At 65.2% G+C, this 24,659-nt stretch carries 18 protein-coding genes and 1 tRNA gene; 5 read left to right on the top strand and 14 right to left on the bottom strand.

Translation table 11 applies throughout. From position 1 onward, the window contains the following. Positions 1-2: 2 nt before the first annotated feature. Genes LDZ21_RS15025 through LDZ21_RS15015 form a run of 3 tightly spaced genes read right to left on the bottom strand, consistent with a single transcriptional unit; the run spans position 3 to position 1,780 of the window. Positions 3-302, bottom strand: coding sequence for an ApeE family acyl carrier protein (locus LDZ21_RS15025; RefSeq protein ID WP_244795617.1), 300 nt, complete (start codon positions 300-302; stop codon positions 3-5). Then, positions 283-1,074 (bottom strand): lysophospholipid acyltransferase family protein, encoded by a 792-nt coding sequence (locus LDZ21_RS15020; RefSeq protein WP_244795616.1) that lies wholly within the window; start codon positions 1,072-1,074, stop codon positions 283-285. Before LDZ21_RS15020 ends, LDZ21_RS15025 begins: the two co-directional genes overlap by 20 nt. Beyond that, the gene (locus LDZ21_RS15015) at positions 1,061-1,780 is read right to left on the bottom strand and encodes a beta-ketoacyl synthase chain length factor (RefSeq protein ID WP_244795615.1); all 720 of its coding nucleotides are present in this window, start codon (positions 1,778-1,780) and stop codon (positions 1,061-1,063) included. The genes LDZ21_RS15020 and LDZ21_RS15015 overlap by 14 nt, the downstream gene beginning before the upstream one ends. Positions 1,781-2,259: 479 nt before the next feature. Here LDZ21_RS15015 and LDZ21_RS15010 point away from each other — a divergent pair, with 479 nt between their 5' ends. After that, positions 2,260-3,114 (top strand): polysaccharide deacetylase family protein, encoded by an 855-nt coding sequence (locus tag LDZ21_RS15010; protein WP_244795614.1) that lies wholly within the window; start codon positions 2,260-2,262, stop codon positions 3,112-3,114. A gap of 228 nt (positions 3,115-3,342) precedes the next feature. Here the strand turns inward: LDZ21_RS15010 and LDZ21_RS15005 are convergent. The 9 genes from LDZ21_RS15005 to fdnG all read right to left on the bottom strand — a co-directional run bounded on the left by LDZ21_RS15005 (position 3,343) and on the right by fdnG (position 15,433). Further along, a tRNA-Sec gene (locus LDZ21_RS15005) sits at positions 3,343-3,438 on the bottom strand. A gap of 72 nt (positions 3,439-3,510) precedes the next feature. Then, on the bottom strand, positions 3,511-4,137 hold the full coding sequence (locus LDZ21_RS15000; RefSeq protein ID WP_244795613.1) for a DedA family protein: 627 nt from the start codon (positions 4,135-4,137) through the stop codon (positions 3,511-3,513). 28 nt (positions 4,138-4,165) lie between these two features. Then, positions 4,166-6,169: a bifunctional DedA family/phosphatase PAP2 family protein gene (locus LDZ21_RS14995; protein ID WP_244795612.1), complete on the bottom strand. Its 2,004-nt coding sequence runs from the start codon at positions 6,167-6,169 to the stop codon at positions 4,166-4,168. A gap of 39 nt (positions 6,170-6,208) precedes the next feature. Then, positions 6,209-8,137: a selenocysteine-specific translation elongation factor gene (gene selB / locus LDZ21_RS14990; protein WP_244795611.1), complete on the bottom strand. Its 1,929-nt coding sequence runs from the start codon at positions 8,135-8,137 to the stop codon at positions 6,209-6,211. Then, positions 8,134-9,573, bottom strand: coding sequence for an L-seryl-tRNA(Sec) selenium transferase (selA, locus tag LDZ21_RS14985; protein ID WP_244795610.1), 1,440 nt, complete (start codon positions 9,571-9,573; stop codon positions 8,134-8,136). The genes selB and selA overlap by 4 nt, the downstream gene beginning before the upstream one ends. Further along, a complete protein-coding gene (gene fdhE / locus LDZ21_RS14980) occupies positions 9,570-10,580 on the bottom strand; it encodes a formate dehydrogenase accessory protein FdhE (protein WP_244795609.1) in 1,011 nt (336 codons plus the stop codon). Before fdhE ends, selA begins: the two co-directional genes overlap by 4 nt. A gap of 205 nt (positions 10,581-10,785) precedes the next feature. Then, positions 10,786-11,436, bottom strand: a complete 651-nt coding sequence (locus LDZ21_RS14975; RefSeq protein WP_035966003.1) for a formate dehydrogenase subunit gamma — start codon at positions 11,434-11,436, stop codon at positions 10,786-10,788. Further along, complete coding sequence (gene fdxH, locus LDZ21_RS14970) at positions 11,423-12,355, bottom strand: formate dehydrogenase subunit beta (protein WP_244795608.1); 933 nt, start codon at positions 12,353-12,355, stop codon at positions 11,423-11,425. The genes LDZ21_RS14975 and fdxH overlap by 14 nt, the downstream gene beginning before the upstream one ends. A 9-nt stretch (positions 12,356-12,364) precedes the next feature. Beyond that, the gene (gene fdnG, locus LDZ21_RS14965) at positions 12,365-15,433 is read right to left on the bottom strand and encodes a formate dehydrogenase-N subunit alpha (RefSeq protein WP_244795607.1); all 3,069 of its coding nucleotides are present in this window, start codon (positions 15,431-15,433) and stop codon (positions 12,365-12,367) included. A gap of 302 nt (positions 15,434-15,735) precedes the next feature. Between fdnG and LDZ21_RS14960 the strand changes: the two genes are divergently transcribed. From LDZ21_RS14960 to LDZ21_RS14950, 3 genes are all read left to right on the top strand, one after another. Continuing rightward, positions 15,736-17,025 (top strand): YihY/virulence factor BrkB family protein, encoded by a 1,290-nt coding sequence (locus LDZ21_RS14960; RefSeq protein ID WP_244795606.1) that lies wholly within the window; start codon positions 15,736-15,738, stop codon positions 17,023-17,025. 292 nt (positions 17,026-17,317) lie between these two features. Further along, positions 17,318-18,484 carry a porin gene (locus tag LDZ21_RS14955; protein WP_035966011.1) on the top strand — a complete coding sequence of 389 codons (1,167 nt, stop codon included), beginning with the start codon at positions 17,318-17,320 and terminating at the stop codon, positions 18,482-18,484. A gap of 208 nt (positions 18,485-18,692) precedes the next feature. Beyond that, positions 18,693-19,661 carry a glycerophosphodiester phosphodiesterase family protein gene (locus LDZ21_RS14950; protein WP_244795605.1) on the top strand — a complete coding sequence of 323 codons (969 nt, stop codon included), beginning with the start codon at positions 18,693-18,695 and terminating at the stop codon, positions 19,659-19,661. 6 nt (positions 19,662-19,667) lie between these two features. On the opposite strand, the gene LDZ21_RS14945 is transcribed toward LDZ21_RS14950, so the two are convergent. Then, complete coding sequence (locus LDZ21_RS14945; RefSeq protein ID WP_244795604.1) at positions 19,668-20,540, bottom strand: proteasome-type protease; 873 nt, start codon at positions 20,538-20,540, stop codon at positions 19,668-19,670. 181 nt (positions 20,541-20,721) lie between these two features. Between LDZ21_RS14945 and LDZ21_RS14940 the strand changes: the two genes are divergently transcribed. Beyond that, positions 20,722-22,278 carry a 3'-5' exonuclease family protein gene (locus tag LDZ21_RS14940; RefSeq protein WP_244795603.1) on the top strand — a complete coding sequence of 519 codons (1,557 nt, stop codon included), beginning with the start codon at positions 20,722-20,724 and terminating at the stop codon, positions 22,276-22,278. 477 nt (positions 22,279-22,755) lie between these two features. On the opposite strand, the gene LDZ21_RS14935 is transcribed toward LDZ21_RS14940, so the two are convergent. Then, the gene (locus tag LDZ21_RS14935) at positions 22,756-24,555 is read right to left on the bottom strand and encodes a ShlB/FhaC/HecB family hemolysin secretion/activation protein (RefSeq protein ID WP_244795602.1); all 1,800 of its coding nucleotides are present in this window, start codon (positions 24,553-24,555) and stop codon (positions 22,756-22,758) included. Positions 24,556-24,659 lie beyond the last annotated feature (104 nt).

Genomic DNA, 24,659 nt, shown 5'->3' with positions numbered 1-24,659 from the left:
GGTCATTCCCCCTTCGTTGCAGTGTCGCCCGATGCCCGCGCGCCCTCGCGCTGGGCCGCGACCAGTTCGGCGAGCGTGTTGATCGAGCGGAAGTGCTCGCGCGTGCGCTCGTCGTTGGCGGCGATCGTCAGTTGATAGTGTTTGCGCAGCACGATGCCGATTTCGAGCGCGTCGATGGAGTCGAGCCCGACGCCATCGGTGGAAAAGAGCGGCGCATCGTCGTCGATGTCGGCGGGTGTCAGATCTTCGAGATCGAGTGCTTCGATCAGAAGCTGTTTGATTTCAAGCTTTAAAGAATCCATGGTCGATCAGATGCTCGGTAATGTGGGCTTGCAGCGCGTTGGTCACAGTGCGCGCGGCGAGCGCGGGCGGTTCGTCGCGATCGGCGAGCGCGTCGGCTCCGACCGGGTCGAGCACGTTCACGCGCATATGGAAAGGGCGCTCGGGCACGTCGTGCCAGCGCATGTTTTTCGTGAAGGCGGGCGGGTCGCAGTCCATCAGGACGGGCAGAATCGGCGCACCGGACTGCAGCGCCATATGCGCGAAACCACGCGAAAACGCATGCAGGCGACTGCGCCCCGGACTGCGCGTGCCTTCGGGAAAAATGATCATCGTGTAGCCGCGAGCGAGTTGCCGCGCGCCCGCTTCCACGAGTTCGACGGGATCGGCGTTGCTCACGTAATTCGCCGCCCGCATCACGCCCCAAAAGAACGGATTGCTCCAGTGCGCGCTTTTTACGACGCAGCATGCGCGCGGCGTGAGCGACAGCAGCACCATGACGTCGAGCCAGGTCGGGTGATTGGCGACCACGATGGCGGCGCGCTGCGCCTTGCGATTGAGCGCATCCGCTCCGCGCACGTCGAGCTTCATCACGCGCACGCCGATCAGCACGGCGACGAGCGCGCGAAAGAACGCGTGAATAATCGCGGCGATGATGCGCTGCTTCGACGCGCGATGCGGCCACACACAGGCAAGCGGAAACACGATCAGCGAAAAGCCGAGTCCGCAGACGCCGAAGGCGGAGAACGCAAGGGCCGTCGCGACGAGGCGCCAATAATGGTCAAGCGCCTTCATGCCACTTCCATTGCCATGTCGAATTCGGGCCGCGCCATTGAACCGGCGCTTTTGCGTCGAGGCACCGGCGGACTGCTTCGCTCTGTGTGGCGAACCGGGCGCGCGTGGCGTCGCCGGCTTCGAACGGGGCGCTGGCTGCGTCGTCGCCGAACGCCGTGCGCGCGCATTCGAGGCGTCCCGTTTGCGCGGATGCATCAAGCAGGATGGCCAGCGCGCCGCCCTCCACTTCGTCTTCTATCGTTCCGTATGCGGGATCGGCGGGTTCGTCGGCGTAGACGAGCAGGACGGGCGACGAGGCATCCGTCGCATACTGCGCATGCGCTTCGAGCAGCGCATAGCCGAGCGTCTGCGCTCCCGCCGACACGGCGCTCGCCGGCGCACGGTCGCCTCGCGCGATGCCGAAAACGCCGGTCATCGCGTTGAGCACGGACAGGCTGAAGGATGTCGGCGAGACGGGTTCGCCTGCGCTGATATCGCACAGGATGCCGGTGGTGCGCCGCAGTTCGCCATGACGCGACGCGAACACGACACGCACGGCGGGCAGCGTCGCCGCGCAGTCGTACGCGACCTTGAGCGCGGCTCGCGATAGCGCGCTGAGCCGGCGCCGCGCCATCGGCTCGACGAAGCTGACGTCGGGTGCTACGGATGCGGCGGCAGGCCAGGAAGACCAGCGCGCAACCGGAATGGTCCAGTGCAGATCGGGCATATCGGTGTTCGCGCTCGGAAAACGATCAGCATCTGGGAAGAACAACCGGCGACAGCGCGTTGCCTGGTTCGACGGTGGCCACCCCATTAGCTCCTTAACAGGTAATTGACCCGTCGAATTAACGGCACGGCGCAGCGATTATTTAGCCTGTTGACGCGAAAATTCGACGGAGATGCGCACGATTCGGTTAGAAACGGGGTGCGAATGATACCGATGTTACGGCCGATTGCAGTAGCAAAAATTGAGCACTTTTTGCGGCTCCGTCTCATCGACGCGACGCACACGCAGTAGGACTTGCAGCGCGTGCACGAGGTATGTCTTTCGAGACGCCGGACCGACGCGCATCCAGCGGTTTGTGCAACATTCCCACACGGGCCGGGTCATCAACGTCTGGCGCGCGTGATATCGTTCGCCGCTTGACTAAAGTTAAAACGTCTGCCATTCGGGCCTTGACCGAAGTGGCGCAGACTGCATGCAAGATGAGGCAAATCATTTCTCGGCTGCGCGCCGAAGCACCGAGACGCTGGCCGCGCACAGGCTGGCCGCCGATGGTCATCGCGACCTTCGCCTGGCACGGCGTGGCCCTATGCGGATGGCTGCTGCGACCTTCAGCGTGGATAGCGTGGCTGGCGAGCGTCGCGGTCAGTCACATCGTCGTGGTGTCGATCGGGCTGTGGCCGCGCTCGAAGCTTCTCGGGCCGAACTGGACCCGCCTGCCCGACACGCCGTCCAACGCCGATGCCGTCGCGCTCACGATCGACGACGGCCCCGATCCAGTCGTCACGCCGAAAGTCCTGGACATTCTGGACCGGCATCGCGTGCGCGCGACGTTCTTTTGCATCGGAACGCGCGCCGCCGAGCATCCGGCGCTGGTTCGCGAGATCGTCGCGCGAGGTCACGCCGTCGAGAATCACACGCATCGTCACGTGCACACGTTCTCGGTGACGTTGCCGCTCCGGCTCGCGAAGGAAATCGACTCCGCTCAACACGCACTCGAAACGCTGACAGGCGAACGGCCCATGTTTTTTCGTGCGCCCGCCGGGTTACGCAATCTCTTCTTGGAGCCGGTTCTGCACCGGCTGGACCTTCGGCTGGCGGCGTGGACGCGGCGCGGTTTCGACACGCGCGAGGGTGACGCCGATCGCATTCTCGAGCGGCTCACGGACGGACTCGCCGCGCGGGATATTCTGCTTGTCCACGACGCGGGCGCGGCGTTGACATCGACCGGCGATCCGGTCGTGCTGGCGGTATTGCCGCGGCTGATCGATATCGTTCGGTCGTCGGGATTGCGATTCGTCACATTGCGTGATGCGCGGGCATCGCTTTCGCGTTGACGGAAGCTCGATGCGAATGGGCGATTCGCCGTCGCAAGACATCGCGAAGGTGCGCGAAGTTTTTACGGCGCAGCGAACGGGGTATTGAAGGAGGACTGGAAGGCGTGTGGGATACACGAGATGCAAACGCCTGACATGCGCCGCATCGGCTCGAACGCGTAATCGCCTTCGGCGCAACTGGGGGATATCGCGCCTCTTGTGTCTCACCGAGAGCACCTGAGAGATGCCTGGCGGAAGGCAGCAGGAGTCGAACCTACCTGGGAGTGTCTGACACCCCCAACTGGGTTTGAAGCCCAGCCGCACCACCGGATACGAATGCCTTCCTCGAGCGCAAATTGAGATGAACAGCGCGAGCGCCCGATTATAACGGCGTAACGCCTATCGCACGCACCGGCGTCAACTGGCATCTTCCCCTGTGTGGTCGTCTCGCGGCTGCCGGCGGCGAAGCAGGCGGTACGCGAAGAACAGCAACGCCAGCACGACCAGCAGGTCGATCATCGTCGCGCCATGCGTCTGCAACTCCACCAGCGCGACATGCAATTGCCGCTGAAACAGCGCACCGCCCAGCAGCCAGAACCCCGCCCACACGACGATGCCCGCCGCGTCCCACATAAAGAACACGGACGCGGCGATGTGCGTCGTGCCCATCAGGGGCGGCGTGACGAGCCCGAGCCCCGGCACGAACTTCGATACCGCGACGATCGGCGCGCCATACCGCTCGAACAGATCGCTCGCCGAGCGCATGCCCGTGTCGAACGCATAGGACCGGCGCGACAACGCTGCAATCAGCCGCCGTCCATAGAGACGCCCTGCCGAAAACCACACGGCATCGCCGGCCAAAGCGCCGCTCGCCGCCGCCAGCAGCACGTGCCAGAACGATAGCCGCCCGCTCGCGATCGCCGATCCCGCCAGCACGAGCAGCGGCGCGGACGGCAACGGCACGCCAAGCCGCGTCAGCAGCACGTTGCCGAACACCGCAGCCGCGCCCCACTGCGTAGTCGCCGATGGCGGAATCTGGATCAAACGGCGCCTCCGCCTTCCATGCCTGCCTTCATTTCGGCCCCGACTCGACCAGCATCACCGGCACGCTGCCGCACCCCGCACTCGATGCAATTTCGATGCCGCGCCACGGCGACCCGTCGCCATGATCCAAGGCCATCGGATCGATGCGCCGGTCCGGGCGCAGCACGTTGAACGGCCACGACGGCCGCCGCAGCCGTTCGTGCACGACGGAGCCGAGCCAGATCGGCGTCGGCGCGGCGCCCGGATGCTCGCGCACCGCATAGGTCGTCGGCCAGAAGCGCAGCACGTCGCGTTGATCGGGTCCGCGCGGCGAGCGCGTGAAAACGAGCTTCGACGGCTCGCCGTTGTTCAGGCGCGGCAGCGCAGGCAGCGCGGTCGCCGGCGCATTCGGCGACACCACCGACATCACGCTTTGCATCGTCACGCCCGTGACTTCCTGCCAGCCGCGGCTCGCAAGCTGCGCGCGAATCTGCGCGGGCGTGGCGGCCCACTGCACGGTGATCGGTTCGCGCCGGTCGCCATCCAGACTCGACCGGTAACAGGAAAACCTGCGCCAGACCGTATCCATCCATTCGATCGGCGTAATGACGACCGTCGCGGGCGGCACGCTATGCGCTTCCGTCTCATCGCTCATTTGCAGGGCCACGCTCGCACACACCACCGTGAGCACCGCAAGCGGCATCAGCGGACGCGGCTTCGGCTTGCCCGGATTGCGCCAGACGGCGGTCAGCGCGATCAGAAACACCCAGATCGCGGCGAGCGCAGTGCTACCGAGCGCATCCGAGATGGTGAAGCGGCCGAAGTACAGCCCCGCGAGCGCCACGGCGGTGACGATTCCCGATGTCGCCGTCGCGACGAACACGCCCGTCAGCATGCCAACGCGCCGCAGCAGCAGGAACGCGAGAAAGCCGTAGATGACGACCGTCGCGGCAAGATGACTGCTCGGGAACGTACGGCCCGCAGGCGCGAAGGACATCGGCAACGGCTGATGCGTCGTGAAGCGGATCACGGCCACGAGCGCCTGCGAGAACACGACGGCCACGAGCCAGTACGCCACGGTGCGCCAGCGCCGCTCGAGAACCATCCACACGATGACCATCGCCGCGAGCGCGAGCAGCGTCGGCATGCTGCCGAGGGCGGCGGCGGCATCGAGAATGGTATCGGCCCATGTGGACCGGAATGATTGCAGCAGCCGGTAAATCGACGCATCGATCTGCACGAGCGACGATCCGCGCGTCACGTTCGTGAGCACATAGAAGAACAGCACCGCCGACGCGAGCAGCAACACGGATATGACGGCGATCAGCCCGCTCGCCGGATTGCCCGGATCGAGCGCGCGCGAGACGAGCCGCGCCGCCAGCCCGCGCTTTCGCTGCGACCACGTCAGCAGGCGCTCGCGCGAAGCGACCGTCCATTCTCTCGCATGAGAGACGACGACGCGAGCGAGATTGAAAACGAGCCACGCGGCAGCCGTCACGATCACGAGAATGACGACGAGCCGCACCGATACCGCGCCCGCCAGTTCGATCGACGCGCCGAACACGACGCCGGGCAGCACATGCAGCGGCGCCCAGATCAACGCGCTCACGACGTTGACCACGAAGAAGCGCGCGGGCGGCATGCCGGAGATGCCGGCGACGACCGGCACGACCGCGCGCATCGGTCCGACAAAGCGCGCGAGCACGACGCTCTTCGCGCCGTGGGCTTCGAAATACCGCTTGCCTGCGGCGAGCGCGCCCGGATGCCGACGGAACGGCCACATCTGCGCGAGCGTATCGGCGTAGCGCGCGCCGAACCAGAAACTCACGGCATCGCCGGCAATCGCGCCGAGTATCGCGCAGACCATTACCCAGCCGAGATTCAGCGCGCCCGCGCCGACCAGCGCACCGGCGACGAACATGGCGGTGCTGCCGGGGACGAAGGTGCCGACGAAAGCAAGGGATTCGAGAAAAGACGCGAGCAGGACCACGCCGAGCGACCACTCGGGATGCGCCGACATCAGATGCAGCAACTGGTAGTAAGCATGCTCCATCGTTCGCCTCGCCCGAGTGAACGGACCCGTGCAGCCGATTCAGACCGGCTCGTGCCAGCGGCTATCGGCGCGCAACAGGTGAAGGTCGCGGTGAAAGCGAGTGTAACCAACCCTGTCGAAGAACTCCAAAACCTGAATCGCGCGCTTGCGGCCGAGCCCGGTCGCATCGCGAAACTCGGCCGCGCCGATGGCGTGCACCACGCCGTCGCGCGAGCATGCGTTCTGCGCCGCGAGCCGCGCGAGTTCCGCAATGGCTGCGCGCGAATAAAACAGATCGCGCACGATCTGGAACAGGTCGCCGCGCCGCGCGAGCTTGCGCAACAGGCGGCGCATCGCGTCTTCGGCCGCGCCGTGCTCGCGGGCGAGATCGCGCATCCACGGCGGATCGAAACGCCCGCGCTCGATCGACGCCAGCACCGCGCCCGCCAGCGCCTCCTCGGCGGCGTCGAGCGCCACCGTATGCGACGGCACATGCAGCCACGGCCCACTGCGCGCGATCGCGCCGCTCGCCACGGCATCGTCGATGATCGCGCGCCACAACGCGTCGGGCGCGAGCGGCGCGGCCATGCGGCGAAGACGCGCGGCGTCGGGCCCCTGCTCGTCGGGGAAGCGTTCGTGGAACGCGGCGAGCGCATCGGTGAGACGCGCGGCAAGCGCGTTCCAGTGCGATGCGGAGATGAATATCGCCTCGTCATGCAGGGGCACGCGGCGCAAGCCATCAGGCAACGCAATCGCTTCCGCCGGCATTCCGCAGAGATGCTCGACGAGCGAGCGCGGAATGCCATACCGCGACTCGTGAAAGAGCGCATCGGCGCGGGCGCTGTCGAGCCACGCGGCGAGTCCATCGAGCCAGGCGCGGCGCTGCGGCGTGCGGCGCTTGCGCGCGGGCGCGAACGGATCGAGCACGCGCCCGCCGCCGACGGTCCGCGTCGCCTGCGCGTTTCGCACGATGAAGCGATCGCCCGGCAGCGCGCACACCGCCTGCTCGAAGACCAGTTGCACGCGCGCCGCCCGGCCCGCCGCGAGCGACTCGCCTTCGAGCAGCGCGACGTGCGCGACCCGGTGCGTCGTGCCGAGATGCACGTGCAGCGGCGCCCAATGCGTGAGCGTGATGCCGGCGTCGGCGAGCAGCGTCAGGTCGACATCGAGCCGCTCCGATGCCCGCGCGATCCGCGCATCGACGATCCAGTCGCCGCGCGCGAGCGCGTCCTTGTCGACGCCCGCGAGATTGAGCGCGCAGCGCTCGCCCGCCCGCCCCGCTTGCGCCGCACGGTTCTGCGCGTGGATGCTGCGCACGCGCACGGGCTCGCTGCCGTTCTCGCGCGGCGCGAGCGCGAGCACGTCGCCGACGTTTGCGCGCCCGGCGAACACCGTGCCCGTCGCGATGGTGCCCTGCCCCGACAGCGTGAATACGCGATCCACCGCGAGCCGGAAAAAGCCGTCGTCGCGGCGCATTGCCCCGTGAGCGGCGGCGTCGCGCAGATGCGCATCGAGCGCGGCGACGCCCGCATCGTTCGGGGCGGTGGCGCGGGTATCGAAAAACGGTGCGTCGTGAAGCGGCGTATCGGCGAGCAACCCGCGGATTTGCGCGTGCACGTCGCGCACGCGGGCCTCGTCGACGCGATCGGTCTTCGTCACCGCGACCGCGCCCCGCATCACGCCGAGCAGTTGCAGGATCGCGAGATGTTCGCGCGTCTGCGGCATCACGCCGTCGTCGGCGGCGATCACGAGCAGCGCGAAGTCGATGCCGCACGCGCCCGCCGCCATCGTATGCACGAGCTTTTCGTGGCCGGGCACGTCGATGAAGCCGAGCATGCCGCCGCCCGCAAGCGGCACATACGCATAGCCGAGTTCGATGGAAATGCCGCGCGCCTTCTCTTCCTTCAGCCGGTCGGTGTCGACGCCCGACAGCGCGCGCACGAGCGTGGTCTTGCCGTGATCGATGTGCCCTGCCGTCCCGACGATCATGCGCCCTCGCCTTGCAACTGCGCGATGAACGCGGCTTCGTCGGCTTCTTCGAGGCAACGCAGATCGAGCCACAACGCGCCATCCGCGATACGCCCGATCACCGGACGCGGCAGCGCGCGCAGCTTTCTCTCGATGCGGTTCAACTGCCCGCCCGCACGCTTGCCGCTCGCCAGCCTGACTGTCAGGCCGTAGCTCGGCAGCACGTCGACGGGCAACGCGCCGCTGCCGATCTGGCTGAACATCGGCTCGGTGGCGACGATGAAGGCATCGCCCGTCATGCGTTGCAGCGCGGGCCGGATGCGTTCGGCGGCGAGGCGCATGCAATCGGCGGCGCGCGTGAGCAGGCGCAAGGTCGTGAGGCGCGTTTGCAGCGTTTCCGGCGACCGGTACAGCCGCAGCACCGCTTCGAGCGCCGCGAGCGTCAGCTTGCCGACGCGCAGCGCGCGCTTGAGCGGATGCTTCTTGATCTTCGCAATCAGTTCCTTGCGCCCGACGATCAGACCCGCCTGTGGACCGCCGAGCAGCTTGTCGCCGCTGAAGGTGACGAGATCCGCACCCGCTTCGATGGTTTCGCGCACGGTCGCCTCGCGCGGCAAGCCCCATTGCGTGAGATCGACGAGCGTGCCGCTGCCGAGATCGACCGCGACGGCCACGCCGCGCTCCCGCGCGAGCGGCGCGAGTTCGGCGGTCGTGACTTCCCTGGTGAAGCCGCTCATTGCATAGTTGCTGCAATGGACCTTCATCAGCAGTGCGGTTCTCGCGTTGATCGCTTCTTCGTAATCCTTCAGATGCGTGCGATTCGTCGTGCCGACTTCGCGCAGCTTCGCACCGGCGCGGTTCATGATGTCGGGAATACGGAACGCGCCGCCGATCTCCACCAGTTCGCCGCGCGACACGACGACTTCCTTGCGCGGCGCGAGCGCCGACAGCGTCAGCAGCACCGCAGCCGCGTTGTTGTTGACGACGGTCGCGGCCTCCGCGCCGGTCAGTTCGCAGATCAGGTCGTTGATGAGGTCGTCGCGGTCGCCGCGTGCGCCGGTATCGAGATCGAATTCGAGGTTCGCCGGGCGCGTGAGGGCTTCGGCCACCGCGCGCACCGCTTCATCCGGCAAGAGCGCGCGGCCCAGATTCGTGTGCAGCACGGTGCCGGTCAGATTGAACACGCTTCTCACGCGGCTTTGCGCGTGTTTCGCGAGCCGCAGACTGACCGCGTGGCCGAGCATGGTGTCGGTGAGTGCATCGACCGATGCGTGGCCCGCCTGCGCGCCCGCACGCCATGCGTCGAGCGTCGCGCGCAGCATCGCGAGCGTCTGCGTGCGCCCGTAATCGGCGATGAGCGGCTCGAACACCGCCGACGCCAGCACGCGCTCCACCGATGGCACCCGCGCCATCAGCGCGCGGAGTTCGCTTCCGTCGCCGCCGGTGACGTCGTTCATCGCGGCTGGTCCGCCTGATCCGGTTCGTCGGCCTCGCGCGATTGCTCGGGCCACAGCCACGGATGCGGCGACGCGCGCAGGAAACCGGCATCGCTCATCAGCAGATCGAGCGTGAGGCTCGCGAGGTCATCGGCGAACGGCTCGAAATCGTAGGCCTTGTCCTGATAGCCGATCTTGCGATACGTGCCGCATTCATCGCACGACTCCGCCTTCAGCGGCGCGTTTCGCGCACGTTCGGCCTTCGCCTGTTCGTCCTCGGCGGAATGCTCGGCGGCGTCCATCGCGTGATAGGCGATGCCCTTGGTCGAATCGCAATTGGAGCACTTCGCGCGGACGATGTGCCATTCGGTCGAGCACAGGCCGCACTGCACGTAGCGATATCCGTCGTGCGTGCCGCCGATACGCACCACGCTGGCCACCGGCATCGTGCCGCAGACGGGGCAGACGCCGGGCGCGTCGACGTAGGGGACATCGCTCATCGCGATGCGGCTCGCGACATCGGTCCACAGCACTTGCAGCGCCGCCATGATGAACGGCGCGCCGGCGGGTTCGATGTCCGCGAAACGCAGCGCGAGGATGGCGTCGGCCTGGGCGTCGAGCGCGGCGGCTTCGGTCGTGCGAAGACGCGCGACGAGTTGCGCGAGCGCCGGCGTCAGCGCGCCCGCGGTCTCGATGCGGTCGAGCAGCATGAACAGCACGTCGCGCCACGCGGGATCGCGGGCGTCGGTGAGCGCGGGAACGATGGGCATCGAATGACGCTGATTCAACTCGATGGATTCACGCGATGGCGTCGGCGCGGTGAAATCGGCGAGCACGCGCTGTTGGGCATCGGCGAGCACGGCCATCAGGCGCAGATAGCCCGCGATGGGGTTGCTAGCATCGGCGAGCTGGCGCAGACGCGCGGCGCGCGCACTGAACACCGTCGCGCGTTCCGGCATGCGCAGCCGGGGAATGGCCGACGGATCGAGCGCTTCGATCGTGCCGGCTTCGAGTATGCGTTGAACCACTTGGGTTTGTCCTCAGGGTGCCTGGCGCGACGGGCAGCAGCCGCGCGCTCGTCGGCCAAGCATATCAGCTAAATCGAACGCGATCAGACCGCGAAAATGCGGCTGAACCGGTCGCGGATAAGGTCGATCCGTTAAAGAAAGAACCGCTCGCATGAGATGAAGCACGAGCGGTTCAGTTGACTTCCTCGGCGCCGGATCAGGACGCCTACTTCCCGATGATCTCCTTGAACCACCGCGGATGGTGCTTGCGCGCCCATCCATAGGTGACCGTGCCGCGCACCATCGCGCTGATCGAGCCTTTGATCCACAGTCCCGCATAGATGTGGATGATGATCGACATGATCAGCACGAAGGCCGTCGCCGCGTGCACCACCGCCGCCAGACGGATGACCGTGATCGGGAAATAGAACGCGAAATACGCGCGCCAGATCACGACACCGGACGCCAGCAGCAGCAGCAGACTGATGACCATCACGTAGAACACGAGCTTCTGACCGGCGTTGTACTTGCCGATCTCGGGCAGGCGGTCTTCGCGGTTGGCGAGCACGTCGTCGATCTGCTTCATCCACTGGACGTCGCTCTTGTCCATGCGGTTGTGATGCCACACGCGCAGCGCCAGCACGAGGAACGACAGGAACATCACGCAGCCGATGAACGGATGCAGGATGCGCGTCCACTGCCCGCCGCCGAGCACGGCGTAGAGCCAGGACATCGACGGATGAAACATGGCGAGCCCGGACAGCGCGAGCAGCACGAAGCTGATCGCGGTGATCCAGTGGTTCGTGCGCTCGTTCGGCGTGTAACGCACGATCAGGCGGTTGCCCCGCACGTCGCGCAAATCGCTATCGTGTTTCATTCGAACGCTCCCTTCCCGTGCGTGCATCGTCGGCTTCGCGCTGCGCTTCTGCTTCCTCTTCCGCCGTCACCTCGTCCGGACCGACCCGCGTGTAGTGGAAGAATCCGGCGAGCGCCGCGAGCGCCATGCCGGCGACCGCGAGCGGCTTCGTCACACCCTTCCAGACCGACACCAGCGGACTGATCTTCGGATCCTGCGCGAGCCCGTGATACAGCCCCGGCTGATCGGCGTGATGCAGCACGTACATCACATGCGTGCCGCCGACGCCAGCCGGGTTGTACAGGCCCGCGTTCTCGAAACCGCGTTCCTTCAGGTCTTCCACGCGATCCGCCGCCTGCTCGATCATGTCCGCCTTGGTGCCGAACATGATCGCGCCAGTCGGGCAGGTCTTGACGCACGCGGGCTCCTGTCCGACGGCCACGCGATCCGAACACAACGTGCACTTGTAGGCGCGGTTGTCTTCCTTCGAGATGCGCGGAATGTTGAACGGGCAGCCGGTCACGCAATAGCCGCAGCCGATGCAGTTTTCCTCGTGAAAATCCACGATGCCGTTCGTGTACTGAACGATCGCGCCCGGCGACGGGCATGCCTTCAGACATCCCGGGTCCTCGCAGTGCATGCAGCCGTCCTTGCGGATCAGCCATTCGAGGTCGCCCTTCCGGTTCTCGTACTCCGTGAAACGCATCACCGTCCACGAATGTTCGGTGAGATCTCGCGGGTTGTCGTAGACGCCGGTCGTATGGCCGACGTCATCGCGCAGGTCGTTCCACTCCATGCACGCCGTCTGGCAAGCCTTGCAGCCGATGCACTTCGACACGTCGATCAGCTTCGCGACGGTGCCCGTGGCCGGCTCGCGGATTTGCGGCGGCGGCGTGGTGGTGGCGGAGACGCGCTTCACATCGAGTGATTGCAGAGCCATGTCTCCTCCTTATGCCTTCTCGACCTTGACCAGGAACGACTTGAACTCCGGCGTCTGCGAGTTCCCGTCGCCCACGGAAGGCGTCAGCGTGTTGACGAGATAACCCGGCTGCGTCAGGCCCTTGAAGCCCCAGTGCAGCGGCAGGCCGACGGTTTGCACCTTCTTCCCCTCCACGGTCAGTGGTTTGATGCGTTTCGTAACGAGCGCCACGGCGACGATATGTCCGCGATTGCTCGACACCTTCACGCGGTCCCCCGCGACGACGCCGACTTCCTTCGCCAGGTCCTCGCTGATCTCCACGAACTGCTCCGGCTGCACGATCGCGTTGAGCTTCACGTGCTTGGTCCAGTAGTGGAAATGCTCGGTCAGGCGATACGTCGTGGCCGTATGCGGGAACTTGTCCGCGGTGCCCAGCTGCGCGCGATCGTCCGGGAACACGCGGGCAGCCGGATTGCTCGTGGCGGCCTTGTTGTCCGGGAAGAACGGGTTATAGCCGAGCGGCGTCTCGAACGGCTCGTAGTGCGCCGGGAACGGTCCTTCGTTCATGCCGTCGCGGGCGAAGAAACGCGCCACGCCTTCCGGATTCATGATGAACGGATTCATCCCGTTCTCGGGCGGCTCGTCGACCTTGAAGTCCGGTATGTCCGGGCCCGACCACGTCTTGCCGTTCCAGCCGATCAGCTTGCGCGACGGATCGAACGGCTTGCCGTTCACATCGCACGATGCGCGGTTGTACAGCACGCGGCGGTTCACCGGCCACGCCCACGCCCAGTTGAGCGTCTGGCCGATGCCCGTCGGGTCCGAGTTGTCGCGGCGGCCCATCTGGTTGCCCGCCTGAGTCCACGCGCCGCAATAGATCCAGCATCCGCTCGCGGTCGACCCGTCGTCACGCAGTTGCGCGAAGCTCGAAAGCTGCTCGCCCTTCTTCGCGAGCACCCTGGTCTTGTCGGCAACGTCGGTGACGTCGGCGAGCGCGCGGCCGTTGAACTCCATCGCGAGTTCCTCCGGCGTCGGGCTTTCCGGGTCCGCATACGGCCACGTCATCTTGAGGATCGGATCGGCATACGCGCCGCCGTTTTCCTGATACGCACGGCGCAAGCGCAGCCAGAGGGCCGACATGATCTCAATGTCGCTGCGCGCTTCGCCCGGCGGCTGCGCGCCCTGCCAGTGCCACTGGAGCACACGCGACGAGGACACGAGCGAGCCGCGCTCCTCTGCGAAGCATGTCGTCGGCAGGCGGAACACTTCAGTCTGAATCTGCGACGCATCGACGTCGTTGAATTCGCCGTGGTTCTTCCAGAACTCCGACGTCTCGGTCGCGAGCGGGTCCATGATGACGAGATACTTCAGCTTCGACAGCCCGAGTCCGATCTTCGCCTTGTTCGGCGCGGCGGCGAGCGGGTTGAAGCCCTGACAGAAGTAGCCGTTGATCTTGCCCGCGGCCATCAGTTCGAAGGCTTGCAGCAGGTCGTACGCCTTGTCGAGCTTCGGCAGGAAATCGAAGCCGAAGTTGTTCTCGGCGGTCGCGTTGTCGCCCCACCAGGACTTCATGAAGCTCACGTGGAACGCGCGATAGTTCTTCCAGTAGCTGAGCTGGTTAGGCCGCAGCGGCTGGGTCGCGCGCTTGGTGATGTACTCCTCGTAGTCCTGCTCCGCTTCCATCGGCAGCGTCATGTAGCCGGGCAGCAGGTTCGACATCAGGCCGAGGTCGGTCAAGCCCTGAATGTTCGAGTGCCCGCGCAGCGCGTTCATGCCGCCGCCCGCAATGCCGATGTTGCCGAGCAGAAGCTGCACCATTGCGCCCGTGCGGATCATCTGCGCGCCGACCGAGTGATGCGTCCAGCCGAGCGCGTACAGGATCGTGCCGGCGCGGTTGGTCGCGGCGGTCGACGCGAGCATCTCGCAGACCTTCAGGAACTTGTCGGTCGGCGTGCCGCACACCTTCGTCACCATTTCGGGCGTGTAGGCGGCGTAGTGCTGCTTCATCAGGTTGTAGACGCAGCGCGGATGCTGCAAGGTCGGATCGACCTTCACGAAGCCGTCGTCGCCGCGCTCGTAGTCCCAGCTCGTCTTGTCGTACCGGCGCTTTTCGGCGTCGTAGCCGGAGAACACGCCGTCCTTGAACGCGAAGTCCTCGCGCACGATGAACGACATGTCCGTGTAGTTCGTCACGTACTCATGCTGGATCTTGTCGTGCGTCAGCAGATAGTTGATGACGCCGCCAAGGAAAGTGATGTCCGTGCCGGTGCGGATCGGCGCGTAGAAATCCGCAACCGATGCCGTGCGCGTGAAGCGCGGATCGACGACGATCAGCCGCGCCTTGCGATGCGCCTTCGCCTCGGTCACCCATTTAAAACCGCACGGGTGCGCCTCGGCCGCATTGCCGCCCATTACCAGAATCACGTCCGCGTTCTTGATGTCGACCCAATGGTTCGTCATCGCTCCACGGCCAAACGTCGGGGCAAGACCTGCCACCGTCGGGCCATGTCAGACACGCGCCTGATTGTCGAATGCGAGCATCCCAAGACTGCGGACAGTCTTGTGCGTCAGATAACCGACTTCATTGCTGCCCGCCGACGCCGCGAGAAAACCCGTGCTGAGCCAGCGGTTGACCGTCTTGCCGTCCGGCGTCTTCTCGATGAAGTTCGCGTCGCGGTCCGCTTTCATCAGCTTCGCGATGCGGTCGAGCGCCTCGTCCCACGACATGCGCTTCCACTCGTTCGAGCCCGGCGCGCGATACTCGGGATGCAGCAGCCGGCTCGGGCTGTGAATGAAGTCGATGAGCGATGCGCCCTTCGGGCACAGCGTGCCGCGATTGACCGGATGGTCGGGATCGCCTTCGATATGGATGATGCTGGCCTTTGCGTTTTTGGCGTTGTCGCCGAGGCCGTACATCAGGATGCCGCATCCGACCGAGCAATACGGGCAGGTGTTGCGGGTTTCAGTGGTGCGCGACAGTTTGTATTGGCGGACTTCGGCGAGCGCGGGTGCCGGAGAGAAGCCCAGTGCAGCCAGGCTCGATCCGGCGAGCGTGCTCGCGGAAACCTTGAGGAACTGTCGCCGTGACATTTGCGGCATGATTGCCTCGGCGCGTCGTATAAGTGGGTGGTTTGAATTATAGGTACGCGATACGGCCCCGATGCTTGACCTTGCATAGGAATTGCACCAAGAAAGCCGATCGTTTCTTGCCGCTGCACAGCAATCGCCGTGCGTCGCGCGACAAAGGCGGGATCATAGCAATGAACTTAAGAAAACGCTTAGGCCCGCGTCGGCTCGAATTGGAATGAAACCTGCTCGAACGGGTGCAATTACCGCAAGCGGACGCCCGCGCGAGGCTCGACCCTTGCCGAGATCGATCCGATCCACTCGAGAGGACCACGATGAGCTCCGTTTCCACGCAAAAACTAGAGGCAGCCGTCAAGAAAGACGCGTCGTGGGCGATGAACGCGCTCAAGCAGTTCTCCGAGAACCGCTGCGCCGCGATGGCCGCGAGCATCGCGTTCTACTCGGCCTTCTCGCTTGCGCCGACGCTCGTGATGGTGATCGCCGTCGCGGGCTGGGTCTTCGGACCCGAAGCGGCGCGCGGGCAGTTGTTCCATCAGGTCAACGGGCTGATCGGCGATCAGGCGGCGGCGGGCGTGCAGAGCATCGTCGAGAACGCGCATCGCAGCGGCGGCACGGGGATCGCCGCGATCATCTCGTTCGTGCTGCTGGCCGTGGGCGCATCGGCGACGTTCTCATCGCTCAATACGGCGCTCAACATCGTCTGGCCGCTGACCGGCGAGCAACGCTCGAGCGTCATGGCGATGGTGCGCGTGCGGCTCGTGTCGTTCGGACTCGTGCTCGGCGTCGCGTTTCTGCTGATCGTCTCGCTCGTGCTCGATACGGCGATTCAGGCGGTCGGCATGTGGCTGTGGGGCGATTCGCCGTTCGTCATCATCGGCGACATCGTGCAACTGGTCGTGGGGCTCGCGATTCTGACCGTCGCGTTCGGCGCGCTGCTGAAGTTTCTGCCCGACGCGCCGGTCCATTGGCGCGATGCGCTCGTCGGCGGGCTCGTCGCGGCGCTGCTGTTTTCTGCCGGAAAGAAGCTGTTCGCGTTCTATCTGACGCACGCGGGCACGGCGAGCGCGTTCGGCGCGGCGGGATCGCTCGCGGTGCTGCTCATGTGGCTGTACTTCTCGGCGGCTGTGCTGCTGCTGGGCGCGGAGTTCTCGGCGGCGCGCGCGCGGATGCACGATCCGCGCGGCCCCGGCGGCGTGCAGAGCGGCGGACGCGTTCCGCCCGGCAGCCGCGCGAAAATCGGCTCGATGCTCGCCGGCTCGACGCGCGTCGGCATGCCGGCGGCTCCAATTACTTCAGCGACTTCCGGCGATGCCGCCCCGCGTCCCGTCGCGCCTCCTGCCGCCGTGACGAATGCCGGCGCGCTGACTCCCCGGCGCGATAAGGCATCGGCGGTGGCGCGGGCGGTCGCGTTGTCACGCACGATCGCGCGGGCGGAATCGACGGCCACGCGTGCAACCGCCGTCGCGATGGTAGGCGCGGGCCGCAAGGCTTCGCACGCGAACGCCGCAGTGAGACGGCATCCGTGGCGCGCGGTGTTCGTCGCGGCAAGCGCGGGCATGGCGGTCGCGCTGCTCTCGAAGCACGATACGTCTCGCAGGGATTGAAGACCCGGCTAAAGGCGAATCGCGCGCTTGCCGTTTATCAATGAAATCGCGAACAATCTGCCGGGAAGAAATACCGCCCGGTCTTCCGGGAAACTCCCTGCGGAACTTTCAATGAGCGCCACTGTCGTCGCGAAAACAACTGCCGAATTGCCGCAGAACGTGCGTGGGCGGGCGTTCGGCAACTGTGTGTGTTTTTCGAGACACTCTATTTTTTTCGTTTTTTAAGTTACGAAACGTTGCGTTATTCTCTGCGCCGGTAACAACGATATTAATCATTCGCGTGGAGAATTCGATGAAACGATTCGCACTGACGTCCCTCTCGCTGGCCTTGCTCGGCGCAGCTGGCGCAGCACAGGCACAAACGAGCGTGACGCTGTATGGCGTGATCGATACCGGCCTGGCCTATGTGAGCCACGCCAATGCGGCTGGCGACCACCTGTTCGGCATGGTCAACGGCACGCTGTCCGGTCCGCGCTGGGGCTTGAAGGGTCAGGAAGATCTGGGCGGCGGTCTGAAGGCGCTGTTCCAGTTGGAAAGCGGCTTCGATCCGGGCACGGGCCGTCTGAACCAGGGTGGCCGCGAGTTCGGCCGTCAGGCTTTCGTCGGTTTGAGCGGCAACCAGTGGGGTACGGTCACGCTGGGTCGTCAATATGACCCGTCGGTCGACATGGTTCAGGGCCTCACGGCTGACAACTACTGGGGCGCAGCGTTCGCAACCCCGGGCGACGTCGACAACTACGACAACAGCCTGCGCGTGAGCAACGCCGTCAAGTACGTTTCGCCGGTGTTCTCGGGCTTCCAGTTCGAAGGCATCTACGGTTTCAGCAACCTGGCAGGCACGACCGGCCAGGGCCAGACCTGGGGCGGCGCGGTCACGTATAACAACGGCCCGCTCGGCGTGGCCGGCAGCTACCTGTACGTGAACAACCCGAGCGCAAACCGCGCGACCGGCTGGAACAGCCCGTCGTCGGATTCGCTGTTCAACAGCGTGATCAACAGCGGCTACTCGACGGCACACGCAATCGGCATCGCACGCGGCGCCGGCCAGTACGCCTTCGGTCCGTTCACGGTTGGCGCGTCGTACAGCTTCGCGCAGTACAAGAACGACGGCAACTCGCTGTTCCAGGAGCAAGAGAAGTTCAACGTCGGCAACGCGTTCGTGAACTTCCAGCTGACGCCGGCTACCCTGCTGGGCCTCGGCTACACGTACACGCACGCAAGCGGCGACACGTCGGCGAACTACCACCAAGTCAGCCTGGGCGCCGATTACGCCCTGTCGAAGCGCACCGACGTCTACGCTGTCGGCGCGTACCAGCACGCAAGCGGCACGCAGCGCGTGACGAACGCCGACGGCACTTCGTCGACGGTCGGCGCGACGGCTTCGATCAGCGACTTCGGCTTCGACAGCGGCCGCAGCCACCAGGAGCTCGTCCTGATCGGCCTGCGCCACAAGTTCTAATAAGAACTGACAACCGGCAGACGTGGCACGCGAGTGCCGCGTCTGCGGACAGCAGCATCTCAAACAGCCATCGGTTTCCGATGGCTGTTTTTTTTGTGCTTGCCGTTCTATCCGCGATGAATTGCCGCTTGCAACCGATCAGGCGAGTTGAGCCGCGCGAGTGAATGCACAATGGCTCGCTCGATACCCGTCCTGCGGAGTGCTTCGGATGACCTCACGTGCGCCTGCTTCGCTCTGGCTTTGCGCCATTGCCGCATTGATATCCGGCTGCGCGTCTCAGGCGCTCCCGCGTCATGCCGACGCTGCACGGTCTTTGCCGATGATCGTCGCGCATCGCGGCGGCGCGGCCGATTTCCCCGAGAACACCTTGCTCGCGATCAGCGGCGCGCTGGAACACCACGCGGACGCGATCTGGCTGTCCGTCCAACTGACGCGCGATGGCGTGCCGGTGCTGTATCGCCCGGCGGATTTATCGGCGAACACGGACGGCCGAGGCACGGTCGCGAACATGGAGTTCGCGGCGCTCGCCCAGCTGAACGCCGGCTTCAACTTCGCGAGCGCCGATGCAAACGGCGCGACGACGTATCCGTATCGCGCGCATCCGTTGCGAGTTCCGACGCTCGCGGAGGCGCTCAACGCCATTCCGCCGTCGATTCCCGTGATGCTCGACATGAGAGCGCTGCCCGCCGACCGTCAGGCGGCAGCCGTGGCCCGCGTGCTCGACGAGGCGCACGCCTGGGATCGCACGCTGCTGTATTCCACCGATGCCGCGTATCAGACGGCGTTCGCGGCCTATCCGCGCGCGCGCCTGTTCGAATCGCGCGATGCGACGCGTGCCCGGCTTGCGAACGTCGCGCTGGCGCATGATTGCAGCCCGCCGCCGTCCGGCGCGTGGGCAGCGTTCGAGTGGTCGAGAAAAATGGAACTGGTCGAGACGTTCACGCTGGGCGAAGCGCGTTCAGCGGTGAACGCAAAGCTATGGACGCCGCAAGCGATGACCTGCTTCCGCGCGCGCGGCGATGCGCATGTGATGGCAATCGGCGTCGACGATGCGGAGGCTTATCGCGCCGCCGCGTGTCTCGGCATCGACGCCGTGCTGGTGGATTCGCCGCGCACGATGCAGGGGATCAGAAAGCGCATCGGCCAGCCGCTGCAATGCGCGGACGAGGCGCATTAGGCCGACTCAATCTTGCGGCGCGTTGCCCGCTGCCTCGACGTCCTGCGCGAGCGTCTGCGCGGGCGCGTCCGACCCGCCGGGCGGCACATCGCCGATGACGAGCCGCGGCACCGTTGCGCGCGTCTCGCGCGGACGCAGCGGCACGTCGGCGAGATCGGTCCACGACGGATTCGGAATCTCCCCGAAAAGCTGCCGCAGACGCTCGCCCCAGCTACGGTTGATCATCTGGTAGTAGGCGCTGTTGTTGTCGAGCGTGGCGAAGCGCGTGACCCGCAGCGAGTCTTTTTCGTACACCAGCAGATCGAGCGGCAAACCGACGGAGAGATTCGAGCGCAGCGTCGAGTCCATCGAGATGAGCGCACATTTGGCGGCTTCGTCGAGCGGGGAGGCAGGCGTGATGACGCGGTCGATGATCGGCTTGCCGTACTTCGATTCGCCGATCTGGAAATACGGCGAGACGCGCGTCGATTCGATGAAATTGCCCGCCGCGTAGACCATGAACATGCGCGGGCCCTGCCCTTCGATCTGCCCGCCCAGAATGAAGCTGCAATTGAAGTCGACGCTGAATTCCGCGAGCGACATCGCGTCGCGCCGATGCACCTCGCGCACCGCATCGCCCACGATGCGCGCGGCCTCGGCCATCGTCGCGCAGTTGTAGAGCGTCGGCGCGTCGGGGCCGGCGGGTTCGGCGAGCAGTTGCGTGACGGCCTGCGTCAGCGCGAGATTGCCCGCTGCAAGCAGCACGATGACGCGTTCCCCGGGCTGTTCGAAAACGGCCATTTTGCGAGCGGCGCTGACGTGGTCAACGCCCGCGTTGGTGCGCGTGTCCGACAGGAGCACGAGGCCCTCGTCCACGCACATGCCCACGCAGTAAGTCATGTCGATATACCTAAAAAACAGAAACCAGGCCGCCATTGTAGCGATCACGCCGGCGCATCGCAGCGCGCTTGCTCAAATCGGATTAACGGCAGGCTCGGACCTGCGCTTGAGCGATGCATGCGCTTTTGCATTTCGCGCTAGACTCGGCGCTCATTCGCGTTTTATGCCTCCGTTGCCGTTCATGCAAGAAGATTCCCTCGCCGATGCCCTGCTCGCCGGTCTCGCGCGCCCGATCGTTTTCGTCGATCTGGAGACGACCGGCAGCGACGCCACCGCCGATCGCATCACCGAGATCGGCGTGGTCGAAGCGAGCACGGCGGGCATCGAGCACTGGAGCGTGCTCGTCGATCCGGGCATGCCGGTGCCGCCGTTCGTCGCGCGTCTGACCGGCATCGACGATGCGATGCTGCGCGGCCAGCCGAGTTTCGAATCGCTCGCGCCGGCACTCGCCGAGCGGCTGCACGGCAAGCTTTTCGTCGCGCACAACGCGCGTTTCGATTACGGCTTTCTGAAGAACGAGTTTCGCCGCGCGGGCATCGCGTTTCGCGCGGATACGCTTTGCACGGTGCGGCTGTCGCGCGCGCTGTTTCCCTCCGTCGAGCGGCATGGGCTGGACGCGCTCATCGCGCGGCTGAACCTCGCGCCGCAAGGACGCCACCGCGCGCTGGCCGATGCCGATCTGCTCTGGCAGTTCTGGCAGAAGATCCACGAGCTTTATTCGCAGGAACTCGTCGATGCCGCCGTGAAGGCGCTCGTCAGGCGCGCGAGTCTGCCTGCCGCGCTGCCCGAAGGCGCGCTGGATGCGCTCCCGTCGTCGCCCGGCGTGTATCTCTTTCATGGCGATGACGACGTGCCGCTTTACGTCGGCAAGAGCATCAACCTGAAGCAGCGTGTGGGGGCGCATTTTTCCGGGGATCATCGGCTGGCGAAGGATTTGTCGATATCGCAGGCGATACGGCGGATCGATTACCGGGAGACCGTCGGGGAACTGGGCGCGCTGTTGCTGGAAGCGAAGCTCGTGAAAGAGTTGCAGCCGGTACACAACCGGCTGCTGAAGCGCGCAGCGGCGACGTGCGCGTGGCAATGGCTACCGGGTGCGCCCGCGCCGACGCTGTTGCGCGCCAGCAAGCGGGATTTGTCGCGCGAGCCGCATCTGTTTGGCGTGTTTTCGTCGCGTGCGAAGGCGCATGCGTTCATGCGTCATCTCGCCGATGAACACAAGCTGTGTCCGGCGACGCTGGGGATCGAGAAAGCGCCGCCGGGGAAACTGCGCGGGTGCTTCGGGTATCAGGTGAGGCGTTGTCTGGGCGCGTGTGCCGGTGCGGAATCGCTTGCGGAGCACGCGGCGCGGGCGCTGGATGCGCTGGAACACGCGCGCGTGGTGCGGTGGCCGCATGAGGGGCCGGTTGCGATCGCTGAGTACGATGCGGGCACGGGAGGCGAGGCCTGGCATGTGATCGATCGATGGTGTTACGTGGGTACGTGCGGCGCGCGTGATGGCATTGCTGGGGTGCTCGCGGATGCGCCCGAGTTGCGGCCCTTCGATGCGGATGTTTATGCGTTGATTGCTAGGCGGATCGCGTCGGGGGAACTTGAGTGGGTCGCGTGTGATGCGCGGCCGTCGTTTAGTCTGGTGGCGCAGGAAGCGGTTGTGGTTGCGGAGAAGCGCGTCGGGACGCGGCAGCGTGTGCCTGCGAAGCCCGTTACGAATGTGGGGCAGCTTGGGTTGCTTGGGTAGATCGTGGGCGTTATGCGGGTGGGGTCGATCGTCACAAAAGTGCGCGGCTGGCTTTCACACGCTGGTGTGAAGCTATGGCTGGAATAGGCCAGAGGCGAGACCACGGAATTCGTAGAGGATTTTCCAGCTTTGCACCAGGAAACAGGATAAGCGTGAGCGAGGCGCATCGGCCGGTTATTGGTCATATCGAGCAGCCCCGCTCGGTCGATGCGGCGCAAAAGCGGAGGCTCGTTAATCTGGCGGCGCTTGCGTGCGACTGAATTGCGCTGGAGGCGCACAAGCGGTTTTAGCGGTGAAGCAAGGGACGTTTGACTAGCGGAGACCGCCCGAAGGTTGCGAGCGCGGCATGGCGCTCCAGGCCATGCCGCTTCACGGATTTTGAGCGGGATAAGCCGCGCTTTTGCCCGACTACTATCGCCGCCCTTTTGTTCGTTGTGCGTTGACGATGCTCGATCGCGCCTTCTATGCGGTCTTTCCTCAGAGTTGCGCCATCACCTGGAAGCCGACGGTTACGCGGGAAGTCGCAAACGCCGATGGCTTGTGAATCGGCGTTCCTGCGAATAGGTCATAGCTGAGTCCCGCATACTTGCCCGGGATGCCGCCTCGCACGCCAACTACAGCACCGACCAATTGCGTGCCCGCCAAATACGCGGTGTTCGGACCAAACACGCGTCCGTAGTCGATGCCGACATAGAGCGACTGGCCGGTCTTGCCGATCGGCGCCTGCAACTCGTTGCGCCAATAGAAACCTTTCTCGCCTGCCAGCATCTGCTCACCATCGAAGCCCCGCACCGTGTAGCGGCTGCCGATCGTCAAGTCGTCGACATAGAACAACGTATCGTTCGTGTATTGGCCGTGGAACGTCGTGACGTAGCGCAACGCCTGCGATGCGACGGCGAACGGCACCGACAGGTTCGCGTCAAACACAGCCATGCGGAAACGATACGTCGGGCCGCTTGGTTTGGTCGCGGGCGTCTGTGCGATGACGCCATCGTCGGGCGGCAATGCCGGATCCGGCGTCGCACCCAGCCCGCCGATGCCTTGCCGATACGCCAGCGTCCCATCGAACTGCGCACCGCCGAAGTAATGTCGATCGGTCAGTCCCGCTTCGAACAACGTGTTGTTGCGGTGTTGCAGCGTGATTTCAGTGTCGTCGATGAAGCTCACGCCGAAGCGCTTCGACAGTTGCACATAGCTTCCGAATACATCGTTCTGGTCACGGCGTAGCACGCGGGCCAGCTTCAACCCCGCCGACTGCGAATTGCCGCTCGACACGAAGGTCTGGGTCACGCCTGCGATCTGCTGGTAGTACGTGTTCGTGTTGCCGAACAACGTCGCCGTCCAGTAGCCCCACGGCATCGAATATGAGCCGTTGAAGCCGTGCGAGCCGAGCGCCTTTTCCTTGAAGTACAAGTCCTGGCTGGCCCCGAGCGTCAGGATGTCGTTCAATCCGAGCAGGTTGTCGATGCCGAGACTGACGTTGCCTTGGAGCTTGCCTGTCGCGCGGCTGCCTGAGTTGTCGACCGATGCGACGAAGCTCCACGGCTTCGAGCGCTTGAGCGTGAGCACGACATCGCTTTCGCCGGGCACGCTGGTGGGCTCGATCTTCATCGCGACGTCCTGACTGGCGACGCGCTTCATCTGTTCGAGGCCTTGTTCGAGGTCGCGCAGATTCAGTACGTCGCCGGGTCTCGCGGGGAAGGCGGATTTCCAAGTGCCCCATGATACGGGATCTTCGAACCGCACTTCTCGGATGAGCCCCGGCACCAGCGCAACCTTGAGCGTGCCGCTCGACAGGTCTTGTTCGGGCAGCAGCACGCGCGTCGTAACCAGACCACGGCTGAGAATCGCCTGTTGCAGGCTCTTGGTGATCAGATTCACGCCGTCGTTGCCGACGCATTGCCCCTTGTAGTGATCGAGCCATTCACGCGCGAACGCGAAGGGGTCCAGCGGCAGTGACGACGCGGCCTTACCGCGCACCGCCTCAGGTAACGTCGCGGGCGTATCGAGCGCGAATGTGTCGATACGAAAGCACGGCGATTCGTTCGGCAGGTCGGGATAGACACCGGCTGCCGGAACAGTCGACCGCACCGTCGGCGCTTGCACAGCGGCGTCGCGCTGCTGCGCTTCACGTTGTTGCTGAATCTGCTGATTCTGCTCGGCGTTGGCGCGTGCCGCAGCGGCTTGGTCCGCTAGTGTTGGCGCTTGTTGTGCGTGAACGGCGAGTGTTACTACGGCTGTGAGCGGCAAAGCCGCCAGCCTTTTCCTGTTTCTCATGCTATCTACTAAGAATCACGGTCTCGATACGGTGATCGAGCCAATCACCAGATTTCGCTTCTGCTCGAACGCCCGTGCATTGCACTCACACTGCCCTGTGCGTT

It is taken from the genome of Caballeronia grimmiae, assembly GCF_022879615.1.
In the GTDB taxonomy this organism is placed as follows: Bacteria; Pseudomonadota; Gammaproteobacteria; order Burkholderiales; family Burkholderiaceae; genus Caballeronia; species Caballeronia grimmiae.
Note: the sequence above shows the minus strand (reverse complement) of the source record. Positions and strands in the feature narration are given on the sequence as shown.

What these genes read in the sequence shown, in the direction of transcription:
- selB (WP_244795611.1), bottom strand. Translation starts at nt 8,137, where the DNA reads ATGATCGTCGGGACGGCAGGGCACATCGATCACGGCAAGACCACGCTC.
- LDZ21_RS15010 (WP_244795614.1), top strand. Translation starts at nt 2,260, where the DNA reads ATGAGGCAAATCATTTCTCGGCTGCGCGCCGAAGCACCGAGACGCTGG.
- LDZ21_RS14975 (WP_035966003.1), bottom strand. Translation starts at nt 11,436, where the DNA reads ATGAAACACGATAGCGATTTGCGCGACGTGCGGGGCAACCGCCTGATC.
- LDZ21_RS15020 (WP_244795616.1), bottom strand. Translation starts at nt 1,074, where the DNA reads ATGAAGGCGCTTGACCATTATTGGCGCCTCGTCGCGACGGCCCTTGCG.
- LDZ21_RS14945 (WP_244795604.1), bottom strand. Translation starts at nt 20,540, where the DNA reads ATGACTTACTGCGTGGGCATGTGCGTGGACGAGGGCCTCGTGCTCCTG.
- LDZ21_RS14960 (WP_244795606.1), top strand. Translation starts at nt 15,736, where the DNA reads ATGAGCTCCGTTTCCACGCAAAAACTAGAGGCAGCCGTCAAGAAAGAC.
- LDZ21_RS15025 (WP_244795617.1), bottom strand. Translation starts at nt 302, where the DNA reads ATGGATTCTTTAAAGCTTGAAATCAAACAGCTTCTGATCGAAGCACTC.
- LDZ21_RS14935 (WP_244795602.1), bottom strand. Translation starts at nt 24,555, where the DNA reads ATGAGAAACAGGAAAAGGCTGGCGGCTTTGCCGCTCACAGCCGTAGTA.
- LDZ21_RS14940 (WP_244795603.1), top strand. Translation starts at nt 20,722, where the DNA reads ATGCAAGAAGATTCCCTCGCCGATGCCCTGCTCGCCGGTCTCGCGCGC.
- LDZ21_RS14955 (WP_035966011.1), top strand. Translation starts at nt 17,318, where the DNA reads ATGAAACGATTCGCACTGACGTCCCTCTCGCTGGCCTTGCTCGGCGCA.
- fdxH (WP_244795608.1), bottom strand. Translation starts at nt 12,355, where the DNA reads ATGGCTCTGCAATCACTCGATGTGAAGCGCGTCTCCGCCACCACCACG.
- LDZ21_RS14995 (WP_244795612.1), bottom strand. Translation starts at nt 6,169, where the DNA reads ATGGAGCATGCTTACTACCAGTTGCTGCATCTGATGTCGGCGCATCCC.
- LDZ21_RS14950 (WP_244795605.1), top strand. Translation starts at nt 18,693, where the DNA reads ATGACCTCACGTGCGCCTGCTTCGCTCTGGCTTTGCGCCATTGCCGCA.
- selA (WP_244795610.1), bottom strand. Translation starts at nt 9,573, where the DNA reads ATGAACGACGTCACCGGCGGCGACGGAAGCGAACTCCGCGCGCTGATG.
- LDZ21_RS15015 (WP_244795615.1), bottom strand. Translation starts at nt 1,780, where the DNA reads ATGCCCGATCTGCACTGGACCATTCCGGTTGCGCGCTGGTCTTCCTGG.